The sequence below is a fragment of the Caldimonas tepidiphila genome (assembly GCF_003569765.1).
Classification (GTDB): Bacteria; Pseudomonadota; Gammaproteobacteria; order Burkholderiales; family Burkholderiaceae_C; genus Caldimonas; species Caldimonas tepidiphila.
The window spans coordinates 43498-57041 of the sequence record NZ_QXMG01000028.1; the positions used below are offsets into that span (position 1 = coordinate 43498).

Sequence of the window (13544 nt, forward strand, 5' to 3'; positions counted from 1 at the left end):
CTTCCCCGGGCCGCCGCACGCGGCCCCTCCTCACCCCCCCCTGCCATGCCCCGCTTCGCCGCCAACCTCTCGATGCTCTACGGCGAGCACGCCTTCCTCGACCGTTTCGCCGCCGCGGCGCGCGACGGCTTCGAGGCCGTCGAGTTCCTGTTCCCCTACGAGCACGCGCCGGCCGAGATCGCCGCGCGCCTTGCCGACCACGGGCTGCGGCAGGTGCTGTTCAATGCGCCGCCGGGCGACTGGGCGGGCGGCGAGCGCGGGCTGGCCTGCCTGCCGGGCCGCGAGGCCGAGTTCCGCCGCGGCATCGAGCAGGCGCTCGACTACGCCGAGGCGCTCGGCTGCCCGCGCATCCACGTGATGGCCGGCCTGCTGCCGCCGGGCGCGGAGCGCGCGCAGCTGCAGCCGCTCTACGTCGACAACCTCGCCTGGGCCGCCGCGCAGGCCGCGGCGCGCGGGCGCGAGATCACGATCGAGCCGATCAACCTGCGCGACATGCCGGGCTACTTCCTGAACCGCCAGGACCACGCCCACCAGATCCTCGACGCAGTCGGCGCGCCGAACCTGAAGGTGCAGATGGACCTCTACCACTGCCAGATCGTCGAGGGCGACCTGTCGACCAAGCTGCAGCGCTGGCTGCCGAGCGGGCGTGTCGCGCACCTGCAGATCGCGGGCGTGCCGCAGCGCCACGAGCCGGACCTCGGCGAGCTGAACCATTCCCACCTGTTCGAGCTGATCGACGCGCTTGGCTGGGACGGCTGGATCGGCTGCGAGTACCGGCCGCGGCGCGGCGCGCTGCCCGGTGGCACGAGCGCGGGGCTCGGCTGGATGCCGGGGCGGGGGCAAGACAAATCCGCGGCACCTGCCTAAGATCGGACCATGGATTCGATGCGATTTCCCCGCCCGCTGCGGCGCCCGGTGCTGGCGCTGCTGTGTGCCGCGCTGAGCGCCTGCGGTGGCGGCGTCTGGATCGGCATCGGGGACGGCATCGACGATGGTGGCGTGCCGAGCGTGTCGCTCGCGGTGTCGCCGTCGGTCGCCGCGCCCGGGCAGTTCGTGCGCCTCGCGGCCGCGGCCACCGACACGCACGGCATCGAGCAGGTGCTGTTCTACCGCGTCGACAACGGCGCCCCGGTGCTGCTCTTCGCCGACAACCAGTACCCCTACGAGATCGACACCGCGACGCCGCAGGACGGCCGTGCCGGGGTGCAGTACTTCGCGCAGGCCGTCAACCACCGCGGCCGGCGCAGCGACAGCGCCTGGCAGACGGTCACGCTGCGCCGCCCCTGAACGGTGCCCCGAGGGGGTGTCAGTGCACCGAGCGCAGCAGCTGTGCCTTCGCGATCGCGATCAGGCGATCGACCTCCGCGGCCGCGCGCTCGCGCAGGCGCTCCTCGGTGACGACGCCCTGCATCGCGCGGCTCAGGATCTGGATCGAGGGGCTGGCCTCGTCGAGGCCGGCATGGTGCCTCAGGTAGTCGGAGACGCGCCGGGCGGTCTCGGCGGTGGGGAATTCGCCCTGGCTGCAGCCACGGACGATCTTCCAAGCGGTGCGCAAGGTGCAGCTGTCTTGGGGGTCTTGTAATTCTGCGCGCATGTTCTTCCTTTTCTGGCTCCCTGCATGAGTCCTCTTTCGGGGAGGCAGAAAACGGATGCAAGCCCCATGCCACAAGCCGGAGGGTAAACCCGCAGCTCACCCGGACCGAGCGTCCCGGACGGCGGGCTACAGTAGCGTGCCCCCCGGCAAGCCCCTCCCATTCACTCCCTCCGCCCAGGAGATCGCGATGACTGCTGCCGTGCTCTCGGTGAACGCCGGTTCGTCCAGCCTGAAGTTCGGCCTCTATGCGCGAGATGCCGCTGGTGCGCTGCTCGGGGGCAGCATCGAAGGGCTGCAGCCCGGCGGCACGCCGCTGCTGCGCCGCGGCGGCGCGCCGGCCGAGGCGCTGGCGGGGGACGCGGGCGAATCGCCCTTCGACGCGGCGTTGCGCGCGCTCGCCGCGCTGATCGAGCGCGAGGCCGGCGGCCACCGGCTCGTCGCGGTCGCGCACCGCATCGTGCACGGCGGCGAGCGCTGCACCGCGGCGCAGCCGGTGGACGACGCGCTGCTCGCGTACCTCGAGACGCTCTGCCCGCTCGCGCCGCTGCACCAGCCGCACAACCTCGCCGGGCTGCGCGCCTTCCGCCGCGCGCTGCCCGCCGTGCCGCAGGTCGCCTGCTTCGACACCGCCTTCCACGCGACGATCGCGCCGCTGGAGCGCGAGTTCGCGCTGCCGCCGGAATTCGCCGCGCAGGGCATCCGCCGCTACGGCTTCCACGGCCTGAGTTACCAGTATCTCGCCGGCGTGCTGCACGAGAAGACGCGCCGTGCCGCCGGCCGCGTGCTGATGGCGCATCTGGGCAACGGTTCGAGCGCCTGCGCGATGCGCGGCGGGCGCAGCCTCGCGACCTCGATGGGCTTCTCGGCGCTTGACGGGCTGATGATGGGCACGCGCTGCGGCAGCATCGACGCCGGGGTCCTGCTGCACCTGTTGCGCCAAGGCTGGGACGCGGACCGGCTCGAGGACCTGCTGTACCGGAAAAGCGGCCTGCGCGGCGTCTCGGGCCTGTCGGCCGACATGCGCACGCTGCGCGCGAGCAGCGAGCCCGCCGCCCGGCATGCGATCGAGCTCTACACGCACCGCGTGGTGCGCGAGTCCGGCGCGTTGACGGCGGTGATGGGCGGGCTGGACGTGCTGGCCTTCACCGGCGGCATCGGCGAGCACGACGCGGCGCTGCGCTCCGCGGTGTGCGAGGCGCTCGCGCCCAGCGGCGTGCGGCTCGACGCGGCAGCGAACGCCGAGGCGGTGGGCGAGGAGGTCTGCGCGGTGCATGCGCCCGACAGCGCGGTCGAGGTCTGGGTGGTGCCGACCGACGAGGGCCGGGTCGCCGCGAACGAGGCGTGGCGGCTGCTCGGCAGGCCCGTCGCCTGAGCGCGGGCCGCGCCGCTCAGCTCTCCAGCACGCGCAGGATCTCGCGCCCGTAGGCCTCGAGCTTCTTCGCGCCGACGCCGGTGATGCCGGCCAGCGCCTCGAGCGAGTCGGGGTTCTCGCGCGCCATCTCGATGAGCGTCGCGTCGTTGAACACCACGTAGGCCGGCAGGTTGTGCTCGCGCGCGACCTCCGAGCGCCAGGCCTTCAGCGCCGCGAAGCGCTGCTGCGCATCCGGCTCCAGGTCGGCCGGGCCGTTCCTCGGCACGCCGACGCGCGTGCCGCGCGAGGCCTTGCCGCGCCGCGGCGCCTCGCTCGGCTGGCGCAGCAGCAGCCGCACCTCGCCCTTGAGCACGCTGCGCGCGCTGTCGGTGAGCGCCAGCGTCCCGTACTCGCCCTCGGCGACGACGTAACCCAGCGCGACGAGCTGGCGCAGCACGCCGCGCCACTGCGCCTCGCTGACGTCGGCGCCGATCGCCCAGGTGCTCAAGGCGTCGTGGCCGTACTGCGCCACCTTGTCGGTGCGCTTGCCGCGCAGCACGTCGATCAGGTGCCCGGCGCCGAAGCGCTGGCGGTTGTTCTGGTGGAAGCGGTAGATGCACGACAGCGCCTTGCGCGCGGCCTCGGTCGCGTCCCAGGTCGCCGGCGGGTTCAGGCAGTTGTCGCAGTTGCCGCAGGGGCGGCTCGCCTCGCCGAAATAGTCCAGCAGCCGCACTCGGCGGCAGTCGTGCGCCTCGGCCAATGCGAGCAAGGCTTCCAGCTTGCTGCGCTGCACGCGCTTGAAGTCCTCGGTCGCCGGGCTCTCGTCGATCATGCGGCGCTGGTTGACGACGTCGGCGAGGCCGTAGGCCATCCAGGCCTCGGCCGCCAGCCCGTCGCGGCCGGCGCGGCCGGTCTCTTGGTAGTAGCTCTCGATGTTCTTCGGCAGGTCCAGGTGCGCGACGAAGCGCACGTCGGGCTTGTCGATGCCCATGCCGAAGGCAATCGTCGCCACCATCACAAGACCCTCCTCGCGCAGGAAGCGGTCCTGGTGGCGCTGGCGCATCGCGGCGTCCAGCCCCGCGTGGTAGGGCAGCGCCAGGATGCCTTGCGCGGTGAGGAACTCGGCCGTCTCCTCGACCTTGCGCCGGCTCTGGCAGTAGACGACGCCGGCCTCGCCCTCGTGCTCGTCCTGGACGAAGCGCAGCAGCTGTGCGCGCGGGTTGTCCTTCTCGACCACGCGGTAGCGGATGTTCGGGCGGTCGAAGCTGCTGACGAAGAGCTCGGCGTCCTCGAGGCGCAGCCGCTCGACGATGTCGGCGCGGGTGTGCTCGTCGGCGGTGGCGGTCAGCGCGATGCGCGGCACGTCCGGATAGCGCTCGTGCAGCACCGACAGCCCGAGGTACTCGGCGCGGAAGTCGTGCCCCCACTGGCTGACGCAGTGCGCCTCGTCGATCGCGAACAGGCTCAGCAAGCCCCGCTCGTGCAGCGAGTCGAGCTGCGCGAGGAAGCGCGGCGTGGTGATGCGCTCGGGCGCGGCGTACAGCAGCACGAGCCGCCCGCTCATCATCTCGCGCTCGACGCGCTGCGCCTCCGCGAGCTCCAGGGTCGAGTTCAGGAAGGCGGCGTGCACGCCGGCCTCCTCGAGCGCGCCGACCTGGTCGTGCATCAGCGCGATCAGCGGGCTCACGACCACCGCGACGCCCTGGCCGCGGCGGTGGCGCGCGATGGCCGGGATCTGGTAGCACAGGCTCTTGCCGCCACCGGTGGGCATCAGCACCAGCGCGTCTCCGCCTTCGGTGACGCGCTCGACGATGGCCTGCTGCTGGCCGCGGAAGGCCGGATAGCCGAACACCTCCTGCAGCAGCGCAAGCGGTTCGGACGAGGGGGCGGAGGAGGAGGGGTGGGCGGACATGGGCGAAGCGGACAATGGTACGCGAGGGGAAGTCCCCGCGCTTCAGGGACCCCTCGGCCGCGTCAGTCGCTCCCGGCCCGCGTCGGGACGCGCGGCAGTGATTCGCCCCGCACCCCGGGCCGGCGGCCCCGATCGGTGAAAATCCGCGGCGCCATGCACACCCCGTCCCCGGCGCCTGCCGTCGCTCCCCCCGAGTCCCTGCCGTCCACCCGCTTCACGCCGGCCGAGCGCCGCGCGAGCGGCTGGCTCGCGTCCATCTTCGCGCTGCGCATGCTCGGGCTGTTCCTGATCCTGCCGGTGTTCGCGGTGCATGCCCGCGGGCTGCCCGGCGGCGAGCAGCTCGCGCTCGTCGGCATCGCGATCGGCATCTACGGCCTGACGCAGGCGCTGCTGCAGATCCCGCTCGGCCTCGCGTCGGACCGCTTCGGCCGCAAGCGCGTGATCGTGTTCGGGCTGCTGCTGTTCGCCGCCGGCTCGCTGATCGCGGCCTTCTCCGAAACCCTTTACGGCGTGATCGCGGGCCGCGCGATCCAGGGCGCCGGCGCGATCAGCGCCGCGATCACCGCGCTGATCGCCGACAGCACGCGCGACGAGGTGCGCACCAAGGCGATGGCGATGGTCGGCGGCTCGATCGGCATCACCTTCGCGCTGTCGCTCGTGCTCGCGCCCTGGCTCTACGCCTGGGTCGGCATGCCGGGCATCTTCGGGCTGACCGCGCTGCTGGCGCTCGCCGGCATCTGGGTGGTGCTGCGCCGCGTGCCGGACGCGCCCCCGCTGCCGCCGCCGCCCTCGCGCGAGCCCTGGCACCGCGTGGTGCTGGCGCCCGAGCTGCTGCGGCTGAACCTCGGCATCTTCACGCTGCACCTGGTGCAGATGGCGATGTTCGTCGCCATTCCCGTCGCGCTGGTCGAGCATGGCGGCATCCCGGTGCGGGAGCATGGCTGGGTCTACCTGCCGGTGGTGCTCGGCTCCTTCGTGCTGATGTTGCCGCCGATGCTGTGGGGCGAGCGGCGCGGCCACCTGCGCGCGGTCTTCCTCGGCAGCGTCGCGTTGCTGCTCGTGACCGAGGCGCTGCTGGCGCTATGGTGGCGCGAGCCGGTGGCGTTGATCGCGCTGCTGCTGGCCTTCTTTGTCGGCTTCAACGTGCTGGAGGCGACGCTGCCCTCGCTGGTGTCGCGCATGGCGCCGCCCGAGTCCAAGGGCCTCGCGCTCGGCGTCTACAACACCACGCAGGCGCTCGGCCTGTTCGCCGGCGGCTGGATCGGCGGGCGCGTCGCGGGCGCCTTCGGCTACGGCACGGTGTTCGGGCTGTGCGCGGCGCTGCTGTGCCTGTGGCTGGTGCTGGCCTGGCCGATGCGGCCGCCCGCGCGCCGCGCGGCGAACGCGCCGACCCCCGGGAAGCCGGGCTGAAGCGCCGGGCACGGACATCCGGGGCGCCGCGCTCGCGGCGTCCGGGCGCCTGCGCGGTCCCCGGGCGGCGCCACCCCTCTCAGCGGCGTGGCGTGGTGTCGCCGCCGCCCGCCTCCGCCCCCGGGACCTCGGGCGGCGCGCCGCTGCCGGCCTGTGGCGGCGCCGGCTCCCCGGGCGGCGTCGCGTCGCCGCCCGGCTGCGAGGGCTTGAGCCGCAGCAGCTGCAGGTCCGCCATCGCGGTGTAGAGCGGCCGGCTCACCTGCCTGGAGATCAGGCTCGCGAGCAGCGCGGCGGCCATCAGGCTCAGCACCATGCGCTGGCCCTCGACCATCTCCATCACGATGATGAAGGACGTGATCGGCGTCTGCGTCACCGCGGCGAGGAAGGCGGTCATGCCCATCGCGATCAGCGCGGTGGCGAGCTCCGGGCGCTCGAGCAGCCACGCCACGTCGCTGCCCACGCCCGCGCCGATCGACAGCGAGGGCGCGAAGATGCCGCCCGGGATGCCCGACCAGGTCGAGATCCAGGTCGCGCCCATCTTCAGCAGCACGTAGAGCAGCGGCGTGTTCTGGTGCTCGCCCTCGAGCAGGCCGCGCGTCTCGGCGTAGCCGCTGCCGAAGGTCTGTCCGCCGCTGGCGGTGCCGATCACCGCCACCGCGAAGGCGCAGCCCGCGGCGAAGCGCACCGGATGGCGGCGGCGCCACTCGCTGAAGCGGTCGGTGCCGCCCGCGGCGGAGGCCACCAGCAGCCGCGCGAACAGGCCGCCGAGCAACCCGCAGGCCACCACCACGATCATCCCCGGCGCGAGCAGCCCCCAGTCGAGGTCCGGCACCTTCACCACGCCGAAGTAGGCGAGGTTGCCGAACACCGACACCGACACCAGGCCCGCGAGCACGATCGACGCGATCAGCAGCCCGCTGCTGCGCTGGTTCAGGTTGCGCGACAGCTCCTCGATCGCGAACAGCACGCCGCCGAGCGGCGTGTTGAAGGCCGCGGCGATGCCGGCCGCGCCGCCGGCCACCAGCAGCCCGCGCTCGTCGATGCCCGAGCGCGGCGACAGCCAGTGCCGCACCGAGTGCATCACGCCGGCGGCCACCTGCACCGACGGCCCCTCGCGGCCGATCGACAGCCCGGCGAGCAGCCCGCCGGACGACAGCAGCACCTTCGCCACGCTCAGGCGCAGCGACACGAACAGCTCGCGCTGCTCGCGCGGCGTGGCCGGGTGGAGCGCCGCGAGCACCTGCGGGATGCCCGAGCCCGCCGCGCCGGGAACCCAGCGGCGCGTCAGCCACACCAGCGCCGCGACGCACAGCGGCGACCAGACGAAGATCGCCCACGGCGCGCGCTCGCGCAAAGCGCCGAAGAGCACCAGCGCCTCCTCGGTGAGGATCGTGAAGCCGACGACCAGCAAGCCCGCCGCCACCGCGGCGGCGAGCACCAGCGCGCGGTCGCGCCACTGCCGCCACTCCACCAGCTCGGCGCGCAACTTGCCCAGGACGTCGGGTTCTTGATTCATTGTCTGAGGGTCTCCAGCAACTCCGTGGCCGCGCCTCTTGCCTGCGCCGGCCGGGAGGAAGGGCCGGGTGCAGAGGCTGCGCACGTCCCGTGCAAGATACGGGCCCTGCCCCCGCGACGCGCCGGGCGGCGCATTCCATCGACTTCCTGGAGCAGGCATGGCGGAGTGGATCATCGGCTTCATCTCGCAGCACGGCTACCTCGGCATCGCCGCGCTGATGCTGCTGGAGAACGTGTTCCCGCCGATCCCGTCGGAGCTGATCATGCCCTTCGCCGGCTTCGTCGCCGCGCGGGGCGAGCTGCACCCGGCGGGCGTCGTGCTCGCGGGCCTCGCCGGCTCGCTGGCCGGCACGCTGCCCTGGTACTGGGCGGGCCGGCGCATCGGCAGCGAGCGGCTCGAGCGCTGGGCGCGCCGCCATGGCCGCTGGCTCGCGGTGTCGGGCGAGGACATCGTGCGCGCCGACGAATGGTTCGACCGTCACGGCACGAAGTCGGTGCTGTTCGGGCGGCTGGTGCCGGCGGTGCGCAGCCTGGTCTCGGCGCCGGCCGGCATCTCGGGCATGCCCTTCGGTCGCTTCCTGCTGTGGAGCGCCGCCGGCTCGGCGCTGTGGACCTCGGCGCTGGCCGCGACGGGCTACCTGCTGGAGGAGCGTTACACGGCGGTCGCGGGCTGGGTGGAGCCGCTCAGCACGGCGGTCGTCGCCGGCGCGCTGCTGGCCTACGTGTACCGCGTCGCGACCTTCCGCCGCGGCCCGTGAGGCCCGCATCGCTGCCGCGGCGGGAAGCCCCGTGCGGCACCCGGCCGCCGGCGCGGCCCGGGACGGCGTCGCGGGCTCTTCGGCATAATTCCAAGCCCCCGCCTGAATCCCAGCGCCCCCTTTCCCTCTTTCTCAACCGCCACACAGGAGCCGCGCCATGGCCTCGATCAACAAAGTGATTCTCATCGGCAACCTCGGCCGCGACCCCGAGGTGCGCTATGCCCCCAGCGGCTCGGCGATCTGCAACGTCACCATCGCCACCACCCGCAACTGGAAGGACAAGAACTCCGGCGACAAGGTCGAGGAGACCGAATGGCACCGCGTGGTGTTCTACGACCGCCTTGCCGAGATCGCCGGCGAATACCTGAAGAAGGGCCGCCCGGTCTACGTCGAGGGCCGCCTGAAGACCCGCAAGTGGCAGGACAAGGACGGCGTCGAGAAGTACACCACCGAGATCATCGCGGAGAACATGCAGCTCCTCGGCGGCCGTGAAGGCGGCGGCGGTGGCGACATGGGTGGTGGCGGCTATGGCGACGAGGGCGGCAGTGGTGGCGGCGGTGGTGGCCGCGCGCCGCGCCCGGCCGCACCGCGCCCGGCCGCCCGCCCCGCGGCGCCCGCGCCGGCCCCGAAGTCGTCCACCGGCTTCGACGACATGGACGACGACATCCCGTTCTGAGAGCCCGGACTTCCGCCCCGCGCAGCGCGGGGCGCCGCGTCCTCGAGCCCGGCCCGCCTCGCGCGAGCCGGGCTTTGTGCTTTTCGGGCCCCCGCCGGGACGGGCGCGGCCGCTACGCCGGCAGGTCCGACAGGCTCGCGCCCGGCTGCGGCCCGCTCCCGCTGCCGGCGGCCCCCGGCCGCGGCAGCTCGACGATGCGGAAGGCCGGCTGCTGCGGGTAGCTGTGCCGCAGCAGCGGCATTGCGACGTTGTAGACCGGCGTGCCGTTGACGGTGCGGCCCTCGGGGCTGCCGCGGTGCGCGTGGCCGTGCAGCACCACGCTCACCGGGTAGCGGATCAGCGGCTCCTCGAGCCGGCTGGTGCCGAGGAAGGGGAAGATCTCCAGCGGCTCGCCCTGCACCGTGCCGACGATCGGCGCGTAGTGCAGCAGCGCGATGCGCTCGCTCGTGCGCAGCTTGGCCAGCGCCGACTCGAGCTTGAGCGCCTCGTGGAGCGCCTCCTGCACGAAGGCCTTGATCGCCTGCTCGCCCCAGGGCCCGAGCGCACCGCGGCCGTAGCCGCCGGCGAAGCCCTTGACGCCGGCGATGCCCACGCCGTGGATCTCGCAGATGTCGCCGTCGAGCACCTGCGCGCCGGCCTCGGAGAGGATGCGGCACACCTCCTCGGGTGCACCCGACTCGTGATCGTGGTTGCCGAGCACCGCGACGATCGGCACCGACACCGCAGCCAGCTCCTCGGCCAGCACCCTTGCCTCCTCGGCGGTGCCGTGGTCGGTCAGGTCGCCGCACAGCAGCAGCGCGTCGGCCGCCTCGGAGGCCTGTGCGAGGAAGGCGCGCAAGGTGCCGCCCGAATCCTTCCTGCAGTGGAGGTCGCCGACGGCGGCGAAGCGGATGGTGTCCTGCGATGACATGCGCTGATTCCTTTCCCTGTGATGGATCGATGGCGTGGCCGGGCCGGCGGCCGCGCCTCGTGGCGGACCGGAGCAAGGCACGCGCCTTGCCCGGGTCCTGCATGGAACACCCGCCCGCAGAGACCTTCGCCGCCGCGGCACCGGTCGTGCTCGATCCGCAGGCCGCCGCGATCTACCGCAACGTGCTCTCGGCGCTCGCCGCGGAAGGCGTGCCCTTCCTCGTCGGCGGGGCCTATGCCTTCGCCCGCTACACCGGCATCGAGCGGCACACGAAGGATCTCGACCTCTTCGTGCGCCGCGCGGACTACGGGCAGCTCGCCCGCGTGCTCGGCGACGCCGGCTACGCGACCGAGCTGGTGTACCCGCACTGGCTCGGCAAGGCCCGTGCCGGCGAGGTGTTCGTCGACCTGATCTTCAACTCGGCCAACGGCCTCACGGAGGTCGACGAGGACTGGTTCGCGCACGCGGTCGAGGCCGAGGTGCTGGGCGTGCCCGCCCGGCTCGTGCCGCCGGAGGAGATGCTCTGGTCCAAGGCCTTCATCATGGAGCGCGAGCGCTACGACGGCGCCGACGTCGCGCACCTGCTACATGCCTGCGCCGCGACGCTCGACTGGCCGCGCCTGCTCGCACGCTTCGGCGCGCACTGGCGCGTGCTGCTGAGTCACCTCGTGCTGTTCGGCTTCATCTACCCCGACGAGCGCGAGCGCGTCCCGCAGGAGATGCTGGAGCGGCTGCTCGAGCGGCTGCGCGACGAGACGCAGGCGCCGCCGCCCGCCGACGGCCTGTGCCAAGGCACGCTGCTGTCGCGCGCCCAGTACCTGCACGACGTCGAGCGCGAGGGCTACGGCGACGGCCGCGAGGCGCCGCACGGGCCGATGAGCGCGCAGGACATCGCCGCCTGGACCGACGCGATCCCCGACCGGCAGCCCCCTGCGCCGCCCCCGGCCTGAGCTCGGCCCATTATTCACGCCGCGTGCACGGCCGATTCACGATCGGCACGATTGTGCTCGCCGGCCCGCCCCCCTAGCATCGTGCCATCGCCCCAAGCAGCGGCCCAGGCGCCGCACGGAAGTCCGCCATGAACACTCCCCACAGGATCGCGGTGATCGCCGGCGACGGCATCGGCCAGGAAGTGATGCCCGAGGGCCTGCGCGTGCTCGACGCGGTGGCCCAACGCTTCGGCATCGCGCTCGAGTACAGCCACTTCGACTGGGCGCACTGCGGCTACTACGCCAAGACCGGGCAGATGATGCCCGACGACTGGAAGCAGCAGCTCGCCGGCCACGACGCGATCTACTTCGGCGCGGTCGGCTGGCCCGCGACGGTGCCCGATCACGTCTCGCTGTGGGGCTCGCTGCTGAAGTTCCGCCGCGAGTTCGACCAGTACATCAACTTCCGGCCGGTGCGCCTGTTCGAGGGCGTGCCCTGCCCGCTCGCGGGCCGCAAGCCGGGCGAGATCGACTTCGTCGTGGTGCGCGAGAACACCGAGGGCGAGTACACCAACCTGGGCGGGCGCATCTTCGAGGGCACCGAGCGCGAGCTGGTGATCCAGGAGTCGGTGTTCACGCGCCACGGCACCGAGCGGGTGCTGAAGTTCGCCTTCGATCAGGCGATGCAGCGCCAGCGCCGCCACGTGACGGTGGCGACCAAGAGCAACGGCATCGCGATCAGCATGCCGTGGTGGGACGAGCGCGCCGAAGCGATGGCCGCGGGCTACCCGGACGTGACGATGGACAAGCAGCACATCGACATCCTGTGCGCGCGCTTCGTGCTGCAGCCGCAGCGCTTCGACGTCGTGGTGGCCTCGAACCTGTTCGGCGACATCCTGTCGGACCTCGGCCCCGCCTGCACCGGCACGATCGGCCTGGCGCCGTCGGCCAACCTGAACCCGGAACGAAAGTTCCCGTCCCTCTTCGAGCCGGTGCACGGCTCGGCGCCGGACATCTTCGGCCGGAACATCGCCAACCCGGTGGCGATGATCTGGTCGGGCGCGCTGATGCTGGACTTCCTCGGCCGCGGCGACGCGCAGTACCGAGCCGCGCACGACGCGATCGTGCAGGCGATCGAGGCGGTACTGGTCGACGGCCCGCGCACGCCGGACCTGGGTGGCGCGGCCTCGACCACCGACATGGGCCGCGCGATCGCGCAGCGCATCGCGGCCTGAGGGCGCGGGCTCCCGAAGAACGGAAGGTCCCCGCGGCTACCGCCACGGGGACCTTCCGCGGCGCGCCGCCCCCCGACGGCGCGCCCCCTGCCGCCGGGGCTCAGAAGAACAGGATGCCGCCCAGCGAGATCGTGCTGGTCTTGCCGGTTTCGGTGCCGCCGGTGGAGAAGCGCTCCTGGTTGTGCTCGCCGACCAGCGTGATGTGCTTGTTGAGCGTGTGGTAGACGCCGACGGTGGCCGAGCGGTTGCGCACGGTGCCGGTGGTGAGGCGGCCGCCCGAGTCGCGGTTCTCGCCGACGTTCACACCGAACTTGGTGTCGCCGAGCTTGTAGGTGGCCTGCACGAGGGCGCCGCGGCTGTCGGTCTCGCCGTTGGGCGAGTTGAACAGCGCGCCGACGGTGGACATGCCCAGGCCCTTGCCGTCAAAGCCGTAGGCCGTCAACTCCAGGCCGCCGAGGCCGAGCTTCGCGCCGAGCTCGGCCCCGCGCGCCGAGAAGGTGGCCACATTGCCCGGGCCGCCATCGAGGCTCTGGTGGATCGCGCCGGCCCAGACGGAGCCCGGCAGCGCCCCCTTCCAGTCGAAGCTGGCCAGCGCCTGCACGCCCGGCGTCGAGGTCTCGGCGTTGGCGATGTACCTGCTCGGCTGGAAGATGCCGGCGGCCAGCTGCAGCCCGGCGAGCGAGGTGCTGTAGGTGATCTGCGGCTGGAAGCCGGTGTACATGTAGCCGTGGCCGATCATGCCGAAGGTGGTGTTGAACGGCAGCGCGGCGTTGGTGGTGCCACCGACGCCCAGCAGCGTCATGTCCGACAGCACGATCTTCTGGCCGAACAGGCCGATGTCGCGGCCGATCTTCAGCGTGCCCGCGTCGGCGTTGCCGAACTGGAAGTACAGGTTGCGGGTGTCGATCTGGGTGTAGGCCCGACCGCCGCTGCCGTCGGGCAGGCCGACGATGCTGGAGTCGTTCATGATGCCGGGCGCGAAGCCGAAGTGCGCCTTGACGTCCAGGCCCTCGACCTTGGTCGTGAACACGAAGTTGATCCAGCCCGGCAGCAGGCCGTTGGTCAGGCTCGAGGTGGTGGTCTTGTTGCCGCCGTTCCCGTCCTCGGTCGTGCGGTGCGAGTAGAAGCCGTTGACGGTACCGTTGATGTCGAGCGTGGCGCCCCCCTGCGAGAAGCTGACGGCCTGCGAGGCGCCCGACAGCGAGGCGAGCGCGAGTGCGACCAGGGTGGAAAGACGGGCTTGTTGCATGTTTC

The 13544-nt window shown here is 72.5% G+C and carries 13 protein-coding genes; 8 read left to right on the forward strand and 5 right to left on the reverse strand.

The window, feature by feature from the left end; all coding sequences use genetic code 11:
* The first annotated feature begins 45 nt into the window (after positions 1–45).
* Positions 46–867: a 2-oxo-tetronate isomerase gene (gene otnI, locus D3A59_RS15790; RefSeq protein WP_119155953.1), complete on the forward strand. Its 822-nt coding sequence runs from the start codon at positions 46–48 to the stop codon at positions 865–867.
* A gap of 9 nt (positions 868–876) precedes the next feature.
* On the forward strand, positions 877–1287 hold the full coding sequence (locus D3A59_RS15795) for a hypothetical protein (protein WP_119155955.1): 411 nt from the start codon (positions 877–879) through the stop codon (positions 1285–1287).
* A 19-nt stretch (positions 1288–1306) separates the two neighbouring features.
* Here the strand turns inward: D3A59_RS15795 and D3A59_RS15800 are convergent, their stop codons facing one another.
* A complete protein-coding gene (locus D3A59_RS15800) occupies positions 1307–1555 on the reverse strand; it encodes a hypothetical protein (RefSeq protein WP_119155957.1) in 249 nt (82 codons plus the stop codon).
* A 226-nt stretch (positions 1556–1781) separates the two neighbouring features.
* Between D3A59_RS15800 and D3A59_RS15805 the strand changes: the two genes are divergently transcribed.
* Positions 1782–2966: an acetate/propionate family kinase gene (locus D3A59_RS15805; protein WP_119155959.1), complete on the forward strand. Its 1185-nt coding sequence runs from the start codon at positions 1782–1784 to the stop codon at positions 2964–2966.
* 16 nt (positions 2967–2982) lie between these two features.
* Here D3A59_RS15805 and recQ read toward each other — a convergent pair whose 3' ends face one another.
* On the reverse strand, positions 2983–4857 hold the full coding sequence (gene recQ / locus D3A59_RS15810) for a DNA helicase RecQ (protein WP_119155961.1): 1875 nt from the start codon (positions 4855–4857) through the stop codon (positions 2983–2985).
* A gap of 153 nt (positions 4858–5010) precedes the next feature.
* Here recQ and D3A59_RS15815 point away from each other — a divergent pair, with 153 nt between their 5' ends.
* Positions 5011–6267, forward strand: a complete 1257-nt coding sequence (locus tag D3A59_RS15815; protein WP_119155963.1) for an MFS transporter — start codon at positions 5011–5013, stop codon at positions 6265–6267.
* Between the two features lie 79 nt (positions 6268–6346).
* Here the strand turns inward: D3A59_RS15815 and D3A59_RS15820 are convergent, their stop codons facing one another.
* Positions 6347–7783 carry a chloride channel protein gene (locus D3A59_RS15820; protein WP_119155965.1) on the reverse strand — a complete coding sequence of 479 codons (1437 nt, stop codon included), beginning with the start codon at positions 7781–7783 and terminating at the stop codon, positions 6347–6349.
* Positions 7784–7940: 157 nt separating this feature from the next.
* Here D3A59_RS15820 and D3A59_RS15825 point away from each other — a divergent pair, with 157 nt between their 5' ends.
* Entirely contained in the window at positions 7941–8540 is a 600-nt protein-coding gene (locus tag D3A59_RS15825; RefSeq protein WP_119155967.1) for a DedA family protein, read from the forward strand.
* A gap of 157 nt (positions 8541–8697) precedes the next feature.
* Positions 8698–9216: a single-stranded DNA-binding protein gene (ssb, locus tag D3A59_RS15830; RefSeq protein ID WP_119155968.1), complete on the forward strand. Its 519-nt coding sequence runs from the start codon at positions 8698–8700 to the stop codon at positions 9214–9216.
* Between the two features lie 112 nt (positions 9217–9328).
* On the opposite strand, the gene D3A59_RS15835 is transcribed toward ssb, so the two are convergent.
* Positions 9329–10126, reverse strand: a complete 798-nt coding sequence (locus tag D3A59_RS15835) for a metallophosphoesterase family protein (protein ID WP_119155970.1) — start codon at positions 10124–10126, stop codon at positions 9329–9331.
* A gap of 101 nt (positions 10127–10227) precedes the next feature.
* On the opposite strand from D3A59_RS15835, the gene D3A59_RS15840 reads away from it, so the two are divergent.
* Both D3A59_RS15840 and D3A59_RS15845 read left to right on the forward strand, forming a co-directional pair.
* Positions 10228–11076: a nucleotidyltransferase gene (locus D3A59_RS15840; RefSeq protein WP_119155972.1), complete on the forward strand. Its 849-nt coding sequence runs from the start codon at positions 10228–10230 to the stop codon at positions 11074–11076.
* 128 nt (positions 11077–11204) lie between these two features.
* Complete coding sequence (locus D3A59_RS15845) at positions 11205–12290, forward strand: tartrate dehydrogenase (protein WP_119155974.1); 1086 nt, start codon at positions 11205–11207, stop codon at positions 12288–12290.
* A 100-nt stretch (positions 12291–12390) separates the two neighbouring features.
* On the opposite strand, the gene D3A59_RS15850 is transcribed toward D3A59_RS15845, so the two are convergent.
* On the reverse strand, positions 12391–13539 hold the full coding sequence (locus tag D3A59_RS15850) for a porin (protein WP_119155976.1): 1149 nt from the start codon (positions 13537–13539) through the stop codon (positions 12391–12393).
* Positions 13540–13544: the final 5 nt, after the last annotated feature.

Bases quoted from the DNA above. Each gene is read 5' to 3' on its own strand.
- otnI (WP_119155953.1), top strand. From the start codon at position 46: ATGCCCCGCTTCGCCGCCAACCTCTCGATGCTCTACGGCGAGCACGCC.
- D3A59_RS15795 (WP_119155955.1), top strand. From the start codon at position 877: ATGGATTCGATGCGATTTCCCCGCCCGCTGCGGCGCCCGGTGCTGGCG.
- D3A59_RS15805 (WP_119155959.1), top strand. From the start codon at position 1,782: ATGACTGCTGCCGTGCTCTCGGTGAACGCCGGTTCGTCCAGCCTGAAG.
- recQ (WP_119155961.1), bottom strand. From the start codon at position 4,857: ATGTCCGCCCACCCCTCCTCCTCCGCCCCCTCGTCCGAACCGCTTGCG.
- D3A59_RS15815 (WP_119155963.1), top strand. From the start codon at position 5,011: ATGCACACCCCGTCCCCGGCGCCTGCCGTCGCTCCCCCCGAGTCCCTG.
- D3A59_RS15820 (WP_119155965.1), bottom strand. From the start codon at position 7,783: ATGAATCAAGAACCCGACGTCCTGGGCAAGTTGCGCGCCGAGCTGGTG.
- D3A59_RS15825 (WP_119155967.1), top strand. From the start codon at position 7,941: ATGGCGGAGTGGATCATCGGCTTCATCTCGCAGCACGGCTACCTCGGC.
- ssb (WP_119155968.1), top strand. From the start codon at position 8,698: ATGGCCTCGATCAACAAAGTGATTCTCATCGGCAACCTCGGCCGCGAC.
- D3A59_RS15835 (WP_119155970.1), bottom strand. From the start codon at position 10,126: ATGTCATCGCAGGACACCATCCGCTTCGCCGCCGTCGGCGACCTCCAC.
- D3A59_RS15840 (WP_119155972.1), top strand. From the start codon at position 10,228: ATGGAACACCCGCCCGCAGAGACCTTCGCCGCCGCGGCACCGGTCGTG.
- D3A59_RS15845 (WP_119155974.1), top strand. From the start codon at position 11,205: ATGAACACTCCCCACAGGATCGCGGTGATCGCCGGCGACGGCATCGGC.
- D3A59_RS15850 (WP_119155976.1), bottom strand. From the start codon at position 13,539: ATGCAACAAGCCCGTCTTTCCACCCTGGTCGCACTCGCGCTCGCCTCG.